19 protein-coding genes are annotated in these 19,226 nt (G+C 71.9%); 2 read left to right on the top strand and 17 right to left on the bottom strand.

All coding sequences use genetic code 11. From position 1 onward, the window contains the following. Positions 1 to 58 precede the first annotated feature (58 nt). From MNZ39_RS02050 to MNZ39_RS02115, 14 genes are all read right to left on the bottom strand, one after another. A complete protein-coding gene (locus MNZ39_RS02050; protein ID WP_242333720.1) occupies positions 59 to 853 on the bottom strand; it encodes a MetQ/NlpA family ABC transporter substrate-binding protein in 795 nt (264 codons plus the stop codon). 117 nt (positions 854 to 970) lie between these two features. Next, complete coding sequence (locus MNZ39_RS02055) at positions 971 to 2,131, bottom strand: benzoate/H(+) symporter BenE family transporter (RefSeq protein WP_242333723.1); 1,161 nt, start codon at positions 2,129 to 2,131, stop codon at positions 971 to 973. A 143-nt stretch (positions 2,132 to 2,274) separates the two neighbouring features. Continuing rightward, a complete protein-coding gene (locus MNZ39_RS02060) occupies positions 2,275 to 2,988 on the bottom strand; it encodes an ABC transporter ATP-binding protein (protein WP_242333726.1) in 714 nt (237 codons plus the stop codon). Then, the gene (locus MNZ39_RS02065; RefSeq protein WP_242333729.1) at positions 2,988 to 3,749 is read right to left on the bottom strand and encodes an ABC transporter ATP-binding protein; all 762 of its coding nucleotides are present in this window, start codon (positions 3,747 to 3,749) and stop codon (positions 2,988 to 2,990) included. Before MNZ39_RS02065 ends, MNZ39_RS02060 begins: the two co-directional genes overlap by 1 nt. Beyond that, positions 3,736 to 4,815: a branched-chain amino acid ABC transporter permease gene (locus MNZ39_RS02070; protein WP_242333732.1), complete on the bottom strand. Its 1,080-nt coding sequence runs from the start codon at positions 4,813 to 4,815 to the stop codon at positions 3,736 to 3,738. Before MNZ39_RS02070 ends, MNZ39_RS02065 begins: the two co-directional genes overlap by 14 nt. Before the next feature lie 4 nt (positions 4,816 to 4,819). After that, complete coding sequence (locus MNZ39_RS02075; RefSeq protein WP_242333735.1) at positions 4,820 to 5,713, bottom strand: branched-chain amino acid ABC transporter permease; 894 nt, start codon at positions 5,711 to 5,713, stop codon at positions 4,820 to 4,822. Between the two features lie 73 nt (positions 5,714 to 5,786). Next, entirely contained in the window at positions 5,787 to 6,935 is a 1,149-nt protein-coding gene (locus MNZ39_RS02080; RefSeq protein WP_242333738.1) for an ABC transporter substrate-binding protein, read from the bottom strand. A 122-nt stretch (positions 6,936 to 7,057) separates the two neighbouring features. Further along, entirely contained in the window at positions 7,058 to 8,548 is a 1,491-nt protein-coding gene (locus tag MNZ39_RS02085; RefSeq protein ID WP_242333741.1) for a DcaP family trimeric outer membrane transporter, read from the bottom strand. Positions 8,549 to 8,607: 59 nt separating this feature from the next. Next, the gene (locus MNZ39_RS02090) at positions 8,608 to 9,381 is read right to left on the bottom strand and encodes an amino acid ABC transporter ATP-binding protein (protein WP_242333744.1); all 774 of its coding nucleotides are present in this window, start codon (positions 9,379 to 9,381) and stop codon (positions 8,608 to 8,610) included. 17 nt (positions 9,382 to 9,398) lie between these two features. Then, positions 9,399 to 10,184, bottom strand: a complete 786-nt coding sequence (locus tag MNZ39_RS02095) for an amino acid ABC transporter permease (protein WP_242333746.1) — start codon at positions 10,182 to 10,184, stop codon at positions 9,399 to 9,401. Between the two features lie 40 nt (positions 10,185 to 10,224). Beyond that, complete coding sequence (locus tag MNZ39_RS02100; RefSeq protein ID WP_242333749.1) at positions 10,225 to 10,986, bottom strand: ABC transporter substrate-binding protein; 762 nt, start codon at positions 10,984 to 10,986, stop codon at positions 10,225 to 10,227. 224 nt (positions 10,987 to 11,210) lie between these two features. After that, positions 11,211 to 12,476 (bottom strand): MFS transporter, encoded by a 1,266-nt coding sequence (locus tag MNZ39_RS02105; protein WP_242333752.1) that lies wholly within the window; start codon positions 12,474 to 12,476, stop codon positions 11,211 to 11,213. 88 nt (positions 12,477 to 12,564) lie between these two features. Further along, complete coding sequence (locus MNZ39_RS02110; protein ID WP_242333755.1) at positions 12,565 to 13,212, bottom strand: glutathione S-transferase; 648 nt, start codon at positions 13,210 to 13,212, stop codon at positions 12,565 to 12,567. A gap of 5 nt (positions 13,213 to 13,217) precedes the next feature. Then, positions 13,218 to 13,538: a DUF2917 domain-containing protein gene (locus MNZ39_RS02115; protein ID WP_242333758.1), complete on the bottom strand. Its 321-nt coding sequence runs from the start codon at positions 13,536 to 13,538 to the stop codon at positions 13,218 to 13,220. Between the two features lie 107 nt (positions 13,539 to 13,645). Between MNZ39_RS02115 and MNZ39_RS02120 the strand changes: the two genes are divergently transcribed. Then, a complete protein-coding gene (locus MNZ39_RS02120) occupies positions 13,646 to 14,617 on the top strand; it encodes a LysR substrate-binding domain-containing protein (RefSeq protein WP_242333761.1) in 972 nt (323 codons plus the stop codon). On the opposite strand, the gene MNZ39_RS02125 is transcribed toward MNZ39_RS02120, so the two are convergent. Next, positions 14,577 to 15,200 carry a LysE family translocator gene (locus MNZ39_RS02125; protein ID WP_242333764.1) on the bottom strand — a complete coding sequence of 208 codons (624 nt, stop codon included), beginning with the start codon at positions 15,198 to 15,200 and terminating at the stop codon, positions 14,577 to 14,579. The genes MNZ39_RS02120 and MNZ39_RS02125 overlap by 41 nt on opposite strands. Positions 15,201 to 15,307: 107 nt before the next feature. On the opposite strand from MNZ39_RS02125, the gene MNZ39_RS02130 reads away from it, so the two are divergent. After that, a complete protein-coding gene (locus tag MNZ39_RS02130; protein ID WP_242333767.1) occupies positions 15,308 to 15,736 on the top strand; it encodes an OsmC family protein in 429 nt (142 codons plus the stop codon). A 34-nt stretch (positions 15,737 to 15,770) separates the two neighbouring features. Here the strand turns inward: MNZ39_RS02130 and MNZ39_RS02135 are convergent, their stop codons facing one another. After that, positions 15,771 to 17,690, bottom strand: coding sequence for a PKD domain-containing protein (locus tag MNZ39_RS02135; protein WP_242333769.1), 1,920 nt, complete (start codon positions 17,688 to 17,690; stop codon positions 15,771 to 15,773). Positions 17,691 to 17,881: 191 nt separating this feature from the next. Continuing rightward, positions 17,882 to 19,093 carry an acetate/propionate family kinase gene (locus MNZ39_RS02140; RefSeq protein ID WP_242333772.1) on the bottom strand — a complete coding sequence of 404 codons (1,212 nt, stop codon included), beginning with the start codon at positions 19,091 to 19,093 and terminating at the stop codon, positions 17,882 to 17,884. Positions 19,094 to 19,226 lie beyond the last annotated feature (133 nt).

Here is a 19,226-nt window from a genome sequence, read left to right on the forward strand (position 1 = left end):
GCCCGCCCCCAACCCAGGGGACGAGCCTCGGCTCCGCCGGCGAAAGGTCCGCTCGGCCCTACCAGCCCGGGACCACGACGCCCGGCCACTTCGTGTCGATGAGCTTGCGCACCTCCGCCGAGTGGTAGGCGGCGACGAGCTTCTTCACCCAGGGCTTGTCCTTGTCCGCCTGCCGCACGACGAGGAGGTTCACGTACGGCGAGTCCTTCGCCTCGCGGGCGATGGCGTCCTTGGCCGGGTCGAGCTTCCCCTGGATCGCGTAGTTCGTGTTGATGACGGCGGCGGACACGTCGGGGAGGAAGTTCGGGAGCTGGGCGGCGTCCGCCTCCACGATCTTCACGTTCTTCTTGTTCTCGACGATGTCGATCGCCGTCGGGGTGATGCCGCTGCCGGGGCGGAGCTTCAGGACCCCGTTCGCCTGCAGGAGCAGGAGCGCTCGGCCTCCGTTCGACGGATCGTTGGGGATGGCGATCTTGGCGCCCTGGGGCAGCTCCGCGAGCGCCTTGATCTTGCGGGAGTACACGCCCATCGGGAAGACCACGCTCTTCGCCACGCCGACGAGCTTGTAGCCGCGCGCCTTCACCTGCTCGTCGAGGTACGGCTGGTGCTGGAACGAGTTGGCGTCCAGGTCGCCCTGGTCGAGCGCCGGGTTCTGCTGGGCGTAGTCCGAGAGCTCGATGACCTTGAGCTCGATGCCGTCCTTCGCGACGAGCGTCTTCACCAGCTCGGCGATCTCGGCATGAGGCCCGTTCTCCACGCCGAGCTTGATGACCTGCCCCGCCGCAGCGGGGCGGGCGCCCAGCGCGCAGAGCGCGAGCACGGCGGCGGCGAGGGTGCGGATGGTGCGCTTCATGAGTTCCTCTCCTGGGCGGCCGGGGCCGCGCGTCGATGCGACCCCGTCTTCCTAAATGACGGACGTGCGTCCGGTCAAGCGGATAACGCCGGGGGCTCCGCGCGCGGCTCCCCTCGGCTAACGGCGGAGCGCGAGGAGCGCGATGACGCCGGCCACGAGCCCCCAGAAGGCCGACCCGATCCCGAACAGCGAGACCCCGGAGGCGGTGACGAGGAACGTGAGGAGGGCCGGCTCCCGATCCGACTCGTCACGCACCGCCGCCGCGAGTCCAGCGCCGATCGTGTTCACGAGCGCGAGCCCCGCCACCGCCATCACGAGCTCCTTCGGGAACGCCGCGAACACGGCGCCCACCGTGGCGCCGAAGAGGCCGGTGAGCAGGTAGAAGCCGCCGGCGGCCACGGCGGCCACGTAGCGCCGGTCCTTGTCCGGGTGAGCCTCGTGCCCCATGCAGAGGGCCGCCGTGATCGCGGCGAGGTTGAACGTGTAGCCGCCGAAGGGCGCGAGGAGGACGGTGGTCGCGCCGGTCCAGCCGATGAGGGGCGACACGGGCGTGTCGCCGTACCCGGCCGCGCGCATCACGGCGACCCCCGTCACGTTCTGCGAGGCCATGGTGACGACGAAGAGCGGGATCGCCACGCCGACGAGGGCGCTCGTGCTGAAGGTCGGCGCCGTGAGCACCGGGCGCGTGAGCTCGAGGTGCACGCCCGACAGCCCGAGCAGCCCCAGGGCCGCCGCCACGGCGACGCCCACCGCGAGCACGCCCACCACCGCGTAGCGGGGCCAGAGCCTGCGGCCGACGAGGTACGCCGCGACCATGGCGAGCGCGAGGCCGAGCTGCGTCCTCATCGCCACGAAGGTGTCCATCCCGAACCGGAGCAGGACCCCGGCCAGCATCCCGGCGGCGATCGGCATCGGGATGCGCGACATGCCGCGCTCGAACCAGCCGGTGACGCCGAAGAGGAGCAGGAGCGCGCCGCAGACGAGGAAGGCGCCGACGGCGGCCGACATCGGCAGGCCGGCCGCGCTGGTCGCGAGGAGCGCCGCCCCGGGCGTGGACCAGGCGGTGACCACCGGCACGCGGTAGCGCAGCGACAGGCCGATGCAGGTGAGCCCCATCCCCAGCCCGAGCGCCCACATCCAGGAGGCGATCTCCGCGGGGCCGGCGCCGCAGGCCCTCGCCGCCTGGAACACGATCACCGCGGAGCTGGTGTAGCCGACGAGGACGGTGACGAAGCCCGCGACGACGGCGGACGGCGACAGATCGCGGAGGAGTCGCATGGCCCGGCAATGTAGCCCAGCGGGGCGCCGGCGCGGATCGCGAGACGTCAGCGAGCGAAGCGGGCCCGGCGAGCGGGGGTGGGGGCCCCGGCGACGGCGATCAGCCGTCGAGGGGGCGGGGGACCAGCCCCCGCTGAGACGTCTTACGCGTGAGCCTCGCCGAGGTACGCGTGGCGCACGCGATCGTCCTTCAGGAGGTCCTTGCCCGGCCCGTGGAAGGTGATGCGGCCCGTCTCGAGGACGTAGCCGTAGTCGGCGATCTCGAGCGCCGCCTTCGCGTTCTGCTCGACGAGCAGCACGGTGACCCCCTCCGCGTTGATGGCCTTCACGATGTCGAAGATCATCTTCACGATGAGCGGGGCGAGGCCGAGCGACGGCTCGTCCATCATCAGGAGCCGGGGACGGGTCATGAGCGCGCGCCCCACCGCGAGCATCTGCTGCTCGCCGCCGGAGAGCGTGCCGGCCTTCTGGCTCACCCGCTCCTTCAGGCGCGGGAAAAGCCCGAACACCTTCTCGCGGTCGGCGGCGATGCCCGGCTTGTCGGACCGCGAGTAGGCGCCGAGCGTCAGGTTCTCGTCCACCGTGAGGTTCGGGAAGACGTGGCGGCCCTCGGGGACGAGGCACACGCCGCGGGACACGATGTCCTTGGTGGGGAGCCCGGTGAGCACCTCGCCGTTCCAGGTGACGGTCCCGCGCGACGGCTTCACGAGCCCGACGATGGACTTGAGGGTGGTGCTCTTGCCAGCGCCGTTCGCGCCGATGAGGCTCACGATGGAGCCGTCGGGCACGTCGAGCGCGATGCCCTGGAGCGCGTGGATGCCGCCGTAATGAGCGGAGAGCTGCTCGACCTTCAGCATCACTGGGCTCCCAGGTACGCTTCGATGACCTTGGGGTCGTTCTGGATCGCGGCCGGATCGCCCTGGGCGATCGTCTGCCCGTACTCGAGGACGTAGATGCGGTGGCAGACCCCCATCACCACCTGCATGTGGTGCTCGATGAGGAGGATGGTCAGGCCGAACTGATCGCGGATCCGCCGGATGAAGTGCATGAGCTCGAGGGACTCCTGCGGGTTCATGCCGGCCGCGGGCTCGTCGAGCAGCAGCATCGTCGGCCGCGTCGCGAGGGCGCGCACGATCTCGAGGCGCCGCTGCTTCCCGTAGGGGAGGCTCGTGGCGAGCTCGTCCGCGTTCGACTCGAGGCCCACCTCGCGCAGCAGGTCGAGGGCGAACGCGCGGGCCTCGGCGTCCCGGCGGCGATAGCCCGGCAGGTGGAGCGTCGCCTCGAAGACGTTGGGGCGGAGCCGCAGGTGGCAGCCGACGAGGACGTTCTCGAGGACCGACATCTCCTTGAAGAGCCGGATGTTCTGGAACGTCCGCGCGACCCCGCGCCTGGCGATCTCGTGGCGCGGCATGCCGGTGATGTCCTCGCCGGCGAAGAGCACCCTCCCCTCCGTGGGCGTGTTCATCCCGGTGATCACGTTGAAGGCGGTGGTCTTCCCGGCGCCGTTCGGCCCGATGAGGCCGACGATCTCGTCCTTCTCGATGCGGACCTCGAGGCGGGAGACGGCGGTGAGGCCGCCGAACCGCATGGTGACGCGCTCGGTGCTAAGCAACGCCATGCGTCCCCCCGTCGGTGCCGGCCGGCCCGCTCCTCCGCCACGGCAGCCTCGCCCTCGACAGCATCGCCCACGAGAACTCGCGGCTGCCCATGAGCCCGCGCTGCCGGAAGATCACGACCGCCATCAGCAGCGCCGAGAACACCACCATGCGCAGGCCCGGGCGCGCGTCGAGCTGGAAGACGCCGAGGTCGAGGGGGCCGTCCAGGAAGCGGAGCGCCTCCATGAGGATCGTCACCGCGATGGAGGCGATCACCGAGCCGGTGATGGAGGCCATCCCGCCGAGCACGACCACGAGCAGGATGTTGAACGTCAGCATGAAGGTGAACATCTTCGGGTCGATGGTGGTGAGCAGGTGGCCGAGCAGCGCGCCGCCCACCCCCGCCATGAAGCTCGAGACGGTGAAGCTCACCACCTTCGTGCGGAACACGTTCACGCCCATCGCCCCGGCGGCGATCTCGTCGTCCCGCACCGCCTTGAGCGCCCGCCCGTAGGCCGAGCGCGTGAGGAGGATCATGAAGAGGACCGCCAGCGCGGCGCAGCCCCAGACCTCCCAGGTCCCGGCGAACTTGGGCAGCCCCTTGAGCCCCAGGGCGCCGTTCGTGATCCGCTGCGCGTTGGTGAGGACCACGCGGATGATCTCGGCGAAGCCGAGGGTGGCGATGGCGAGGTAGTCGTCCCGGAGGCGCAGCGCCGGCGCCGCGATGACGAACCCGAGCCCCGCCGCGACGAGCCCCGCCACCACGAGCGCCGGGATGAAGGGGATCGAGAGGTGCGCGAGCCACGGCGCGATGGGCTCGAGGAAGAAGTTCATCTCCTTCTGCTCGGCGGTCATCGTGAGCAGGGCGCTCGTGTAGGCGCCGACCGCCATGAAGCCCGCGTGGCCCAGCGAGAAGAGGCCGGTGAACCCGTTCACGAGGTTCAGGGAGAGCGCCAGCACGACGTAGATGCCGCACAGGTCGAGGACGCGCAGGGCGAAGGCGTCGAAGGTGGCGTCGGCGATGCCGAGGAACACGGCGAAGGCGGCGACGGCCGCGAGCGTGTAGAGGTGCGTGCGCTTCGGCTTCATGGCGTCACACCTTCTCGACGTGGCGCCCGCCGAGGAGGCCCGAGGGCTTCACCAGGAGGACGACGATGAGGAGCACGAACGCGAACGCGTCGCGGTAGCCGGTGAGGGTCGGCAGGAACGCGACGGTGAGGAGCTCGATCCCGCCGAGCAGGAAGCCGCCCAGCACCGCCCCCTGGATGCTGCCGATCCCGCCGATGACCGCCGCGATGAAGCACTTGAGGCCCGGCATCGTGCCCATGAGCGGGTTCAGCTGCGGGTACTTGTAGGACCACATGATGCCGCCGACCGCGGCGAGCAGCGAGCCGGCGCCGAACGTGAACGAGATGATGCGGTTCACGTCGATCGCCTGCAGGCGCGCGGCGTCGAGATCGGTCGAGACGGCGCGCATCGCCATGCCGGTCTTCGTCCGGTGCACGACCCAGAGGAGGATCGCCAGCACCACGAAGGTGAGGACCGGGATGACGACGCTCACCGACATGACCGAGACGCCGCCCAGCCCGAGCTTGACGTTCATGACGTCGGGGACCAGGACGCCCTTGGGGCGGCCGCCGAACACGACGATGCCGACGTTCTCGATGAGGAACGAGGCGCCGATGGCGCTGATCATCACCGAGATGCGCGGGGAGTCCCGCAGCGGGCGGTACGCGACGCGCTCGAGCACCACGCCGAAGAGCGCGGTGACCAGGATGGCGAGGAGGAAGGCCGCCCACCACGGCAGGAGGAACGTCGCCACCGCGTAGAACGCCAGGTAGGCGCCCAGCATGAAGACGTCGCCGTGGGCGAAGTTGATGAGCCGCAGGATGCCGTACACCATCGTGTAGCCGATGGCGATGAGGGCGTAGAGGCTGCCCAGGGACAGGGCATTCGCCAGGTGCTGCAGGAAGAGCGCGAGTGTCATGACGCCTCGGGGCCTCTGCGGCGGGCGCGGGAGGCTGCACCCGCCCCCCGGCCGCCGCGATGAGCTCCTGGCCCTACGGCTGAACCGTGGTCAGGTAGGTGAACTTCCCGCCCTTGACGACCTTGATGACCGCGCTCTTCGTGGCGTCGCGGTTCTGGTCGAACGTGATGTGGCCGGCCGCGCCCGGGAAGCGCTGCGTGGCGGCGAGCGCGTCGCGGATCTTCGCGCCGTCGAGGCTGCCCGCCTTCTCGATGGCCGAGCGCACCACGAGGTAGCCGTCGAAGCCGAGCGCGGTCACCGCGGCGGGCTCCTTGTTGTACTGCTTGCGGTACGCGTCGAGGAACGTCTTGCTGGTCTCGGTGATGGGCACCTCGGTCGCGAAGAACGTCGAGAACACCGCGCCCTCGACCGCCTGCTTGCCGACGTCCACGAACTCGGGGGTCTCCCAGGTGTCGCCGCCGAGGAAGGGCGCGGTGATCCCGAGCTCGCGCGCCTGCTTGATGACGAGGGCGCTCTCCGTGTAGTTGCCCGGGGCGAAGATCACGTCGGGGTTCATGGACTTCGCGGTGGTGAGCTGGGCCGTGAAGTCCTGGTCGTTCGTGTTGTAGTTGAGCTCCGAGAGGATCGCGCCCTCGTCGCCGGTGAGCTTCTTGAAGCTGTCGGAGAAGAACCGGGCGAGGCCCACCGAGTAGTCGTTCGAGACCTCGCGGATGATGACCGCCTTCTTGGCCTTGAGGTCCTTGAAGGCGTAGTTCGCCATCACCGTGCCCTGGAACGGGTCGATGAAGCAGACGCGGAAGTAGTACTCGTTGCCCTTCGTGACGAGCGGGTTCGTCGCGGAGAGCGCGATGGCGGGCACCTTCTTGTCCTTGACGATCGGGCCGGCCGCCATGGACAGCGACGAGCCCCACGAGCCCAGGACGGCGGCGACCTTGTCCTGATCGACCAGCCGCTGGGCGGCGTTGGCCGCCTCGACCTTGTCGGACTTGTTGTCCGAGACGACGAGCTCGATCTTGAGCTCCTTGTCGCCGACCTTCACGGTGGGGAACATCTCGTTCGCGAGCTTGATCCCCTCCACCTCCATCGCCCCGCCGGCCGCGTTCGCGCCGGTCATCGGCTCGAACACGCCGATCTTGACGGTGGTGGGCGTCGAGGACTTCTTCTGGCAGGCGCCGAGCGAGACGAGCGCGAGGGCGCCGAGGACGAGACCGAGGGTGCGCATGTTGTTGCCTCCTGCCGAAGTCGAGACGCCGCTGCTCGGGTCTCGGTTGGGTACCGCCGGGATGAGGACCCGCGCAGGGTTGCACGCCGGCTCATGGCGGGCAAGGCGCGCGGGACCGCGCGTCAGTTCACGTAGTACTTCACCGAGAAGTCGAGGCGCTGATCCTCGCCCCGCTCGCCGGCGAGCGTCCTCCGCTGCGCCCAGATGCCCTCCACGCCGACGTCCACGCCCTTCACCGGCGTGAAGATCGGGCCGACGTGGAGCTGCTGCACCGAGCGGTTCACGCCGTACCGGCCGCCGTCGAGGCCGGTCGCCTTCGCCACGTCGGTGTAGGAGCCGTCGAGGTCCCGCGTAGCGCCGTAGACGAAGTTCACGCGCACCCAGCCCGCGGGCTTGAGCTGGTAGCCGGCGATGACGCCGACGGCGCGCTCGGTCCGGATCCGGCCGGCCGCCGCGTCGTAGAGGGCCCCCTCGATGTAGTTGAGGTAGCGGCCGATGCCGTCGCCGCCCGTGACCTGCAGCGCGAGCCAGTCGGAGCCGCGCACCTTGAACGAGGCGCTCGCCGCCGCGCCCCAGCCGCGCGCCGCGGCCTTCGTGCCGTCGCCGTCGTCGAAGCGGAGCTCCTGCGTCATCGCGCGGGCGCCGAGCGCGCCCCACTGGAACCCCTTGTCCCAGCGGACCACCACGTCCGGCACGCGCGAGAGGCTCGTGGGGATGGGGAGGCCGTAGTCCGGGTTCGGGCTGTCGGCGGGGCCGGCGCGGGAGTCGAGCACGTAGCTCGAGGAGTTCTCGAGCGCGACGGTGAAGCCGCCGGCCGACTGCGTCGCGTAGGTGTAGCGGATGACCGGCTGGCGGATGAAGGTGGCGCCCGTGGGGCCGTTGTAGTCGACGGTCTCCGGGTAGTTGTCCACGTCCATGAACGTGGACCACGTCTGGCCGACGAGGAGGCCGCCGAAGACGCCGTAGAGGTGGCGGACCCGGAAGCCGTAGCTGCTCGTCTGCTGCTGGGTGAAGAGGTTCTCCGGCGCGCCGTACTGGGCGGTGTTCCCGGTGCGCGGCTCGTTGTTGAAGTCGCCCTCGATCTTGACGCCGAGGACGCCGTACCGCGTCGGCGTGGCCGCGTCGATGCCGAGCCGGGAGGTGCGGGCGGTGAGGTAGTCCCGGTTCGTGCGCCGCCCCGCGGCCGTCCCCTCGAGCGGCAGGTACGGAGCGAAGGTCGCGTAGTCGATGTCCGAGTTGTCGGGGCCGAACGCGTGCACCCAGTTCAGCTCCGCGAACCCGTACAGCCGGAGCGAGAGCTCCGTGCCGGGCACCCGGAACGAGCCGGGGACGTCCCCCGCGACCACCGCGTCCTTCTGCTGGATCTCGACCACGTCCACGCGCTCCGCGAGCGCGGCCACCTGCTCCGCCGCCGGGGCGGGCGGCGGGGTGTAGGAGGCGGGCGTGGGCGCGGCCGCCCTCGCCTTCAGGGCCTCGAGCTCCTCCGCGAGCCGCTTCACCTCGGCCCGCAGGGCCTGGACGTCGTCCGGCCGGGCCGCCTCCTCGGCGCGGGCGGCGCCGCCGAGCAGCAGGGTCAGGAGGGAGATGCCGAAGATCGTGTTGCGCGTGCTCATCCGTGTCCTCTGCGAAAGCTCCCGCTCGCGGGCGAAGCGCCCGAGTGGAGATGTCACTGTCAGTGAGATATCTGGCCCAGGAACGCCCGGATCCGGTCGTTGCGCTGGCGCTCGAAGAACTCGTCCGCGGGGGCGTCCTGCAGGAGCTCCCCGTGGTCGAAGAAGAGGATCCGGTCCCCGACCTCGCGCGCGAACCGCATCTCGTGCGTGACGACGATCATCGTCATGCCGGACCGCGCCAGGTCCTTCATCACGTCGAGGACCTCGTTGATCATCTCGGGATCGAGCGCGCTCGTCGGCTCGTCGAAGAGCAGCACCTTCGGGTTCATCGCGAGCGCGCGGGCGATGGCCACGCGCTGCTGCTGGCCGCCGGAGAGCTGGAAGGGGTACTTGTGGACGTGGTCGGCGAGGCCGACGCGCGTGAGCAGCTCGAGCGCGGCGCGGGTCGCCTCGGCGCGCGGCGTGCCCCGGACCCGCCGCGGCGCGAGCGCCACGTTCTCGAGCGCCGTGAGGTGCGGGAACAGGTTGAACTGCTGGAACACCATGCCGACCTCGCGGCGGATGGCGTCGAGGTTGCGGACGTTGTCGTCGAGCTCGATCCCGTCCACCACGATGCGCCCGGAGTCGTGCTTCTCGAGGCGGTTCAGCGTCCGGAGGAAGGTGGACTTGCCGGAGCCGGAGGCGCCGATGATCACGGCCACCTCGCCCTCGAAGAAGCGCGTCGTCACGCCGCGCAGCACGTGAGCCGGGCCGAAGTGCTTGTTCACGCCCTCGGCGACGATGAGCGGCGGCCGGTCGGTGGCGAGCGAAGGAGCGGAGTGTACGAGCGACATGAGGTCCGTCCTGCCGCTCAGCGCCGCTGCTCGAGGTCGAGCCGCTGCTCGATCGCCCCGGAGATCCGGGTGAGCACGGTGGTGAGGACGAGGTAGATCGTGGCGGTCGTGGCGAGCGTCGGCACCGGCTCGAAGGTGGCGGCCTGGAGCCGGTTGCCCACGTTCGAGAGCTCCACCACCCCGATCACGTAGGCGAGCGACGAGTCCTTGAGCAGGGCCACCACGTTGTTCACGAGCGGCGGGAGCGCGATCTTGAACGCCTGGGGGAAGACCACGTCGCGGAAGGTCTGCAAGGGGGACAGGCCCAGCGCGCGGGCGGCCTCGGTCTGCCCCTTCGGCACCGCGACGATGCCGGCGCGGATCGCCTCCGCGTTGTAGGCGCCGACGTTCACCGCCAGCGCGACCACCGCCGAGGTGAAGTCGGAGAGCTGGAGGCCCGGGACGATCGCCGGCAGCGCGAAGTACACGAACAGCACCTGCACGAGGAGCGGCGTGCCGCGCACGGCCCAGACGTACAGGTCGGCCGCCCAGCGGATCGGCGGGAACGGCGCGAGCTTCGCCACGGCGGTGAGGACGCCGATGGCGATCCCGGCGAGGCCGGAGGCGAGCGTCAGCCAGACGGTGACGCGCGTGCCGCTCGCGAACTCGTCGGCGACCGGGCCGACGGGGTCCGGCATCCACGAGAGCGGCTTCGCCACGCCCCACATGAACAGCACGAGCACCACCGCCGACGCGGCGATGGTCGCGGTGCTGCGCTGCTGGCGCGTCCAGCGCGCGGGCCAGACGCCGAGTGCGACGTTCATGGGACCGGCTCGAGGGCGGTGCCGTCGGAGCGACGCCGGCTCACCGGCAGCGGACGTCCTCGTTCAGATACTTCCTGGAGATCTTCTCGTACGTCCCGTCGGCCATGATGTCCGCGAGGGCCTTGTTCAGCGCCGCCTGGAGCGAGCCGTTGCCCTTCTTCACGGCCATGGCGATGCGCTCCACGAAGACGAAGTCGCCGATCTTCAGCCCCGCGCCGCCGGCGGACTCGACCGCCGCCTTGGCCACGAAGCGATCGGTCACCCATGCGTCGACCCGCCCGGCCGCGAGCGCGGAGCGGGCGTCGGTGTCCTTGGGGAAGTTCTTGACCTCCTTGAGGCCGGGGATCTTCTGGACGTGCGCGAGGTAGGTCGTGCCGGTCTGCACGGCGACGACCTTCCCGGCGAGATCCTTCACCGTGCGGATCGCGGGGTCCTTCGCGACGATGACGCCGCCCGAGCAGTAGTGCGGATCGGTGAACGTGACCGCCTTGGCGCGCTCCTCGCTCACGCCGAACGAGGCGATCACCATGTCCCAGCGATCCTGCCGGAGCCCGGCGAGCAGCGCGTCGAACGACAGGGCCCGCCACTCGATCGCGACGCCCAGCTTCTTCGCGAGGGCCTCCGCGACGTCGATCTCGAAGCCGGTGAGGGTCGGCCCGCGGAAGAAGTTGAAAGGAGGGAACGCGCCCTCCGAGGCGACGACCATCGTCCCCGACGCCTTGATCTCCTCGAAGGTGCGGGCCTGGGCGGGCAGCGCGGCGAGGGTCAGCGTGAGGGCGAGGAGCTTCATGGGGGTCTTCATCGCGCGGTTCCCTGGAGTCGGAGTTGCGCGGACCCTCCGCGCCGGACGCACACGAGGTCTCGGTGGGGGGCGAGCGGGGCGCGCCCCTGGACCTCGGCGCGGGGTGGTAGCCCGCGTGGGGCGCGCTTGTCAATCGGTCGCGGGACGCCGGACGCCCGGCCCGGCGCGTCGAGCCGGACGAGGCGGCCGCGGGCGGTCGGCGGCGGGCGGCCGGGCCGCTTCGGTCACGCCGTGCGCACGGGGGAGAGCTCGACCTCGGGCCGGGCGCGGCCGCGCCCGATCGCGAGCGCCAGCAGCGCGGCGGCCATGCAGATCGCGCCGGAGGCGAGGAACGCCAGGCGGTAGTCGCCGAGCTCCGTCCGGACGAGGCCGGCGCCCAGCGCGGCCAGCGCGGCGCCCACCTGGTGGGACGCGAACACCCAGCCGTACACGATGGGCGCGTCGTCCTTGCCGAACGCGTCGGTCGCGAGCCTCACGGTCGGCGGCACCGTCGCGATCCAGTCGAGCCCGTAGAACACGCTGAACAGGCCGAGCCCGTCGCCGTGGTGGAGCGCGCCGGGGAGGAAGACGAGCGAGAGCCCGCGCAGCGCGTAGTAGGTGAACAAGAGGCGCCTGCTGTCCCACCTGTCCGTGAGCCAGCCCGAGGCGGTGGTGCCCACGAGATCGAAGAGCCCCATCGTCGCGAGCAGGCTCGCCGCGCGGACCTCGGGGATCCCGTGGTCGAGGCAGGCGGGGATGAGGTGCGTGCCGACGAGGCCGTTCGTGCTCGCGCCGCAGACGAAGAACGTCGCGGCGAGCAGCCAGAAGTCGCGGTGCCGCATCGCCCGGCCGAGCGTGGTGACCGCGAGCACCGCGGGGTTGCCACGCCGCGAGGGGGGCGGCGGCGCCTCCGTCGCGCCGACGGGCAGGAGCCCCACCGCGGCGGGCGACTCGCGCACCACGGCGAGGACGAGCGGCACCATCGCCAGGGCGGCGACCGCCACGGCGCGGACGGCCCAGCGCCACCCCTCCGCCTCCGTCAGGTGGGCGAGGAGCGGCAGGAACAGGAGCTGCCCGGTGGCGGTGCTGGCGGTCAGCGCCCCCATCACGAGCCCGCGGCGGGCGTGGAACCAGCGCGCCACCACGACCGCGCCGAGCACGGTGGCCGCCATCCCCGAGCCGACGCCGACCAGGACGCCCCACAGGACCACGAGCTGCCACGCCGCCCGCATCTCCGTGGCGAGCAGGAGGGCGCCCGCGAGGAGCGTCATCGCGACGGCCATGGTCCGGCGGAGGCCGATCCGCTCGGCGATCGCGGCGGTGAACGGGCCCATGAGGCCGTACAGCAGGAGGTTCACGCCGATCGCGCCGGAGATCGTCGCGCGCGACCACCCGAGGTCGTGCTCGAGCGGCACGATCACCACGCCGGGCGTCGCGCGGATGGCGGCGGCGACGAGGAGCACGCCGAACGTCGCGCCGAAGACGTACCAACCGTGATGGAGCCGCCGCATCCTGGTCACCTCGTCCTCGCGCGGCGGGCAGACGGCCGCCGCCCGGGCGATTCGCCCGGCCGCACCTCGGGATCGATCCGGCCCAGCGTCAGGCCAGGTCGTACTTCGGGATGGCGTCCTGCTCGGCCGCGGCGCCCGCGACCCACTTCACCACCGCGGGGTGGCGCCAGACCGCCTCGGCGTACTCGGCCTCCGGCCCGTCCAGCGCGATGCCGTAGGTGCGGAAGCGCCCGACGACCGGGGCGAACATGACGTCGGCGATGCCGAACCCGCCGAACAGGAACTCGCCGCCCCGCGCGCCGGCGCGGAGCTCGCGCCAGATCGCGCGGACGCGGGAAACGTCGGCGAGCACGTCCTCCGCCGGCGACGCGATCGTCCGCCGGAGCCGGAGGTTCATCGGCAGGCTCGAGCGCAGCGCCTGGAAGCCCGAGTGCATCTCGGCGGACACCGCTCGCGCCACCGCCCGCGCGCCCGGCTCCGCGGGCCAGAGCCCCGCCGCGGGGAACTTCTCGGCGAGGTACTCGCAGATGGCGAGCGAGTCCCAGACGAGGAGCCCCTCGTCGCGGAGCACCGGCACGCGGCCGGCCGGCGAGATCTCGCGGATCCGCCGCGCCGTGTCGGGCCGGTCGAGCGGGACGAGCAGCTCCCGGTACGGCGCCCCCGTCAGCTCGAGCGCGAGCCAGCCCCGCATCGACCAGGACGAGTAGTTCTTGTTGCCGATGACGATCTCGAGCACGCGGTTCACCCTCGCTGGTGGGAGGCCGGGAGGATAGCAGGGCACGGGATGGTCACGGACCGCTCCCGCCGCGGCTCGCGGACCGCGAGGCGCGAAGGAGCGAGCGCGAAGGCCACGACCAGCCCGCCGGCCGGGAGCCTGAGCTCCTCGCCGGCCGCGAGGACGTGGTCCTCGAGATCGCCGGACTGCGTGACGTGGACGAGCCCCGCCTCGGCGCGCAGCACCACCCCGCGGCGGCCCGGGCGCACCCGCGTGGTCGCCTCCGCCGGAAGCTCCCGGCTCCCCGTCTCTCGAACGCTCCACCCGAACGGCCAAGCTCCGAACATGACGCCTTCCTCGCTTCCGGGGCGGATCTCCCTTCCCCGTCGAGCCTGATCTTGCTCTCCCCGACTGGCGGCGTATCTGCACGTTTGTGCACTCCGGGCGTGCACGGATGCACGGCTTTGGACAGGATGGGCTCATGTTCGCCTGGGACGACCTCCGCATCTTCCTCGCCGTGCACCGCGCGCGCAGCCACGCCGGCGCCGCGCGCGTGCTGCGCACCGCCTCCACCACCGTCGGCCGGCGCCTCTCGGCCATGGAGGCCGCCGTCGGGGCGCGCCTCTTCACGCGGACGCCGGAGGGGCTCGCGCCGAGCGCCGCCGCGCAGCGGCTCCTGCCCTACGCGGAACGCGTCGAGGCGGAGCTCCTCGAGGCGGAGCGCGCGCTCTCCGGCGCCGACTCGCGCCCGACGGGCTCGGTGCGCGTCACGACCGGCGACGGCTTCGCCTCCTTCGTCCTCGCGCCCGCGCTGCCGGCCTTCCTCGAGGCCCACCCCGGCCTCACCATCGAGATCCGGGCCGACGTCCGCGCCCTGGATCTCACCCGCGGCGAGGCGGACGTCGCGGTCCGCCTCTTCCGCCCGCGGGAGCGATCGCTCGTGGCGCGCCGCCTCGGGCTCGAGCGCTACGCCTTCTTCGCCGCGCCCGCCTACCTCGCCCGGCGCGGCACGCCGCGCCACCCGCGCGACCTCGCGCGGCACGATCTCATCCTTTATGACCAGGACTTCGACCGGATGCGCACGCAGGCCTGGGTGCGCCAGACCGCGGCCGGCGCGCGCGTCGCCGTCCGCGCCAGCACGACCACCATGATGCACGCCGCCTGCGCCGCGGGCGCTGGCATCGCGCTCCTCACGGTGAGCACGGTGCGGGACGACCCGGCGTTCGCGCCGGTGCTGCCCTCCCTCCGGCCCCCGGCGAACGAGATCTGGGCGGTGACACACCCCGAGCTGCGATCCACCGCGCGCGTGGCGACGGTGCTGCGCTGGCTCGAGGCGCTCGTCCTCGCGAGCGAGGGGCCGGCGGGGGCGGCGGAGGCGCGCGCGCTCAGCGCCGAGCCATGGCCAGACGCACGCCGAACCCGATGAGCACGAGCCCGGTGAGGCTCTCCAGGGCGCGGGTCGCCCTCGGGTGCGCGAGCGCGCCGCGCATGCGGCCGACGAACAGGGTGACGAGCGACAGCCAGATCATCCCTTCCGTGAAGTGGATGCCGGCGAGGAGGATCGACTTCGCCAGCACCGGGTCGCCCGGGCCGATGAACTGGGGCAGGAACGCGAGGTAGAAGACCGCGACCTTGGGGTTGAGGACGTTGTTGAGCATCCCCTCGACGAAGGCGCGGTGGGCGCCGACGGGCTCGAGGCCGGGCGCCGCCGCGGGGACGCCGCGCACGGCGCTCCAGATCGCCTGGAGCCCCAGGAAGACGAGGTAGGCGGCGCCGGCGAGCTTCACGAGCTCGAAGGCCCTCGCCGAGCGCACGAGGATCACGGAGAGCCCGAGCGCGGAGAGGGTCGCGTGAACGAACAGGCCGGCGCAGACGCCCAGCACCGTGAGCATGCCGGCGCGGCGCCCGCGGACGAGCGCGCTGCGGACGACGAGCAGGGTGTCGGCGCCCGGGGTGAGGGTGACGAGCGCGGCGATGCCGGTGAACGCGAGGACGCGGGCGTCGAGCATCCCTCTGCCATACACCGGCGACCTCGAGCGGGGAAACCCCGCCGCGCGCGGCGCTCGCGCCGGTTAGACTCGCCTTCTGTTTCCAGGCTTCCTACCGAGGAGCGCCCATGTCCGGCGTACCGATGACCGCAGCGATCCAGGGCCTCACCTGCCAGCTCGCCCACGGCCCTTCCGGCTCGAGCCTCACCACCGTGCCGCCCCGCGACAACGGCGGCGACGGCTCGAGCTTCTCGCCGACGGACCTCGTGGGCGCGGCGCTCGCCGCGTGCGCCCTCAGCACGATGGCGCTCGTGGCAAAGCGCGAGGGGCTCGCGTGGGGCGACGCCCGCGCCGCGGTGGAGAAGCGCATGACGCCCCCGCCGCGGCGCATCGGCGAGCTCGTGCTCGTCATCGACATGCCTCGGGAGGCGCGCCCCGAGGAGCGGGCGCGGCTCGAGGAGATCGCGCGCACCTGCCCGGTGGCGCGGAGCCTCCACCCGGACGTGAAGGTGCCGATGGAGTTCCGGTACCCGGCCGGCGACGGCCCCGTCCGCTGAAGCTGGACGAGGCCGTCCCGGGCGAGCGGGCGCGTCAGTACGCGACGACGCCGTACGGCGCGAGCAGCCCCGAGCTGGCGTCCACCTCGAAGAGGACGAAGCGCCGGGTGCCGTCCCTGGAGAAGAACGCGAACCGGCCGTGCGCGAGGAAGCCCTTGCCGCCCACGCCGACGCGCGGGAACGCGACGGTGTCCTGCCTCGCGAGGAAGTCGTCGCCGAAGACGCGGAGCTCCGTATCGCCCGCCGGCTGCGGAGGATACGTCCACGAGTCGACGGCGGGGATGGCGAGGACCTGGCCCGCGGCGAGCGAGTGGTCCACCCAGCGCACGCGCGTGGTGGCCTCCAGCGCGCCGGCGTAGGTCATGTCCGCGCCCGACGTCGAGCCGGTCGTCGTGTTCGAGTGGAAGGTGTTCCCGCAGGCGGTGAAGATCCGCAGCCCGTCCTCGGAGATCCAGAGGTCGCCGCACATGGCGTAGTCGCCGTGGTACGGCGAGTCGTAGAGGTACTTCGCGGTGCCCGCGGCGATGTCGTACTTCTCGATGTCCGCGGGGGAGAGGCCGTTGTCGGCGCCGTAGATGAACGTTCCCCCGGGGTGCAGCTTCGCCTTGGTGCCGGCACGGATGGACCAGCTCGAGCTCAGCGTCTCGGCTCCGGTCGAGACGTTCAGGCAGTGGATCTCGACCCACTGATCGACGCGCGGGAAGGCGTAGACGAAGCCGTTCCCCGCGAGCACCACGTCGAGGACGTCCGAGGTGGTGGGGATGACCTTCTCCACCGCGAGCGGCGCGGGGGAGAGCCGCACGTACGAGACGTAGCCGTTGTGGCCGACGGCGGCGTGGAGCCCGTCCGGCGAGACGCTCACCGAGGTGGGCGCGAGCGAGAGATCCACGGACTGCTCGGTCCCTGCGACCGGATCGGCGACGTAGAGGCGGTTGGGCGTGGTGCCCACCGTCACCACCCGATCGAGCGGCCGCGAGTACTCGGCGTCCACGACCGAGTGGCCCAGCAGCCAGACCTTCTTGTGCACCGTGACCTGGACGGCGTCGGCGGCCACGCTCTGGAGCGAGCCGTCGCTCACGAGGAGCGAGAAGGCGTAGACGCCCTCCGCGTCGAAGGTGACGGTCGGGGCGCACGCGGTCGGATCGGAGAGCACGGCGGCGCTGCCGGTCGGGCGCGCGGTGAGGGTCCAGGCGCAGGTGAACGTGTCGCCGTCCGGGTCTGACGAGGCCGCGGCGGAGAGGGCCAGCGTGGCGTCTTCGTTCGACTCCAGGTCCGGGCCGGCGTTCGCCACGGGGGCGTGGTTGCGCACCGTGATGGTCACGTCGTCGAAGGAGGACACCACGCCGTCGCTCACCGTCAGCCGGACCACGTAGGTACCGAAGACGTCGGGGGTGAGCGAGGTGGTGGCGGCGGCCTGGGCGGACAGGGCGGCCGCGCTGCCGATCGGCCGCGTCACGAGGGTCCACCCGAGGACGAGGGGATCGCCGTCGGGGTCGTAGCTCGCCGAGCCTGAGAGCGACAGCTCGAGGCCGCGGCTGCCCTCGCGGTCCGCGCCGGCGCTGGCGACCGGCGCCTGGTTCTCGCAGGTAATGGTCACCTCGTCGTTCACGGGCGGGTTCACGCCGTCCGAGACCTGCAGGCGCACGACGTACGCGCCCGGGACGTCCGCCGTGAACTGGGTGACGTCGGAGGTGGGGCTCTGCAGGCGCGCGCTGCTCCCCGCCGGCCGCGAGACCATCGTCCAGAGGTGCGCGATCGGGAACCCCTCGGGGTCCACGCTCGCCGAGCCGTCGAGCGTGACGACGGCGTTCTTGCCGACCGAGCGATCGAAGCCGGCCTGCGCGATCGGCGGCTGGTTCCCCGGGACGACGGGGGCGGGCTTGCTGTCGCTGCTGCTGCAGGCGACGAGCGTGCAGAGCGCGAGGGCGGCGGCGCCGCGACACGTGACGTTCATGTTCTCTCCCAGGGGATGCGCGGCTCAACGCGTCGGGCGTTCCGCGCACGGACGGTTGCTTTCGACCGCCCGTGCATCGTAGCCGAGCCGGTCCGGGCTCGGCGAGCAAACGGCTCCGCGCGCGGAGCGCACGCGATCCCACCCGGACCCACCGGCGCGCACCCTCCGGAGCTCCCGGCGCGCCGGGGACGTCAGCTCGCCCGGCGTCCGCCGGAGGCCTGCGTCCGCTCGATGACCTCGGCGGTGTCCATCGCGATCATGAGCTCCTCGTTCGTCGCGACGACGGCCGCCATGGGCCGCGTGGTCCGCGTGATCCGGCCGCACAGCGCCTTGCCATGGGACGCGTTCGCGTCGGGGTCGAGCACGAGGCCGGTGAAGCCGAGCAGCTCGACCACCTGGGCGCGCACCTGCGCGGCGTTCTCGCCGATGCCCCCCGTGAAGACGAGCGCATCGAGCCGGCCGAGCGCCACGGTCATCCCCGCCGCCGCCTTCGCGACGGAGTGGCAGAACTTGTCGATGGCGAGCGCTGCGCGGGCGTGCCCGCCCTCGGCGGCGCGCTGCAGGGTCAGCATGTCCGCGCTGAGCCCCGAGAGGCCGAGCAGGCCGGAGCTCTTGTTCAGCTCGTCCATCACGTGGTCGGCGTCGCACCCGAGCGACGTCTTCATGTGCGCGATGATCGACGGGTCGATGGAGCCGCTGCGCGTGTCCATGACCACGCCGTCGAGCGGCGTGAGCCCCATCGTCGTGTCGAGGCTCTTGCCGTTGCGGACCGCCGCGAGCGAGCAGCCGTTGCCGAGGTGCGCGGTGACGATGGCGTGGTCGTCCGGATCCAGGCCGAGCTGCGACACCGCTCGCAGCGACACGTAGTGGTGGCTCGTGCCGTGGAACCCGTAGCGCCTCACCTCGTGCTGCTCGAACCACTCGTACGGGACCGCGTAGAGGTACGCGCGCGGCGGCATCGTCTGGTGGAACGCGGTGTCGAACACCGCGACCTGCGGCACCCCCGGGAAGAGCTGCTGCGCGAGCCGGATGCCGAGCAGGTTGGGCGGGTTGTGGAGAGGTCCGAGGTGGACGCACTCCTCGATCTTGGCGACGACCTCGGGGGTGATGAACCTCGACCCCGAGAACCTCGCCCCCCCATGCACGACCCGGTGTCCGATGCCGAGCATCCGGTCGGCGAGCCCCACCTCGCGCAGGACGTCCACCACCGCGCGCAGGGCCGCCTCGTGGTCGCCGCCGGCGAGAGGCCGCGACCGCTTGCGCCCCTCGTGCTGGAGCTCGAGCATCGCCTGAGGGGTCCCCAGGTGCTGCGCCGTGCCCGAGACGTGCTCGTGGCCGTTCGACGAGTGGACGACGGCGAACCTCACCGAGGTGCTGCCGCAGTTCAGGACGAGTACGTTCACCGGCTCTCCATGGGCGTGGCGAGGCGCCACAGTCGCACCCCGGGACGCCGCTTCGCAAGCCACGTCGGCGCGCTCCGTACGGCTGGAATGACACTGCGGGCCTGCGTGCTCGGGTCGGAATCACGGCGTCGCG

The sequence above is a fragment of the Anaeromyxobacter sp. SG66 genome, from assembly GCF_022690805.1.
GTDB lineage: Bacteria > Myxococcota > Myxococcia > Myxococcales > Anaeromyxobacteraceae > Anaeromyxobacter > Anaeromyxobacter soli.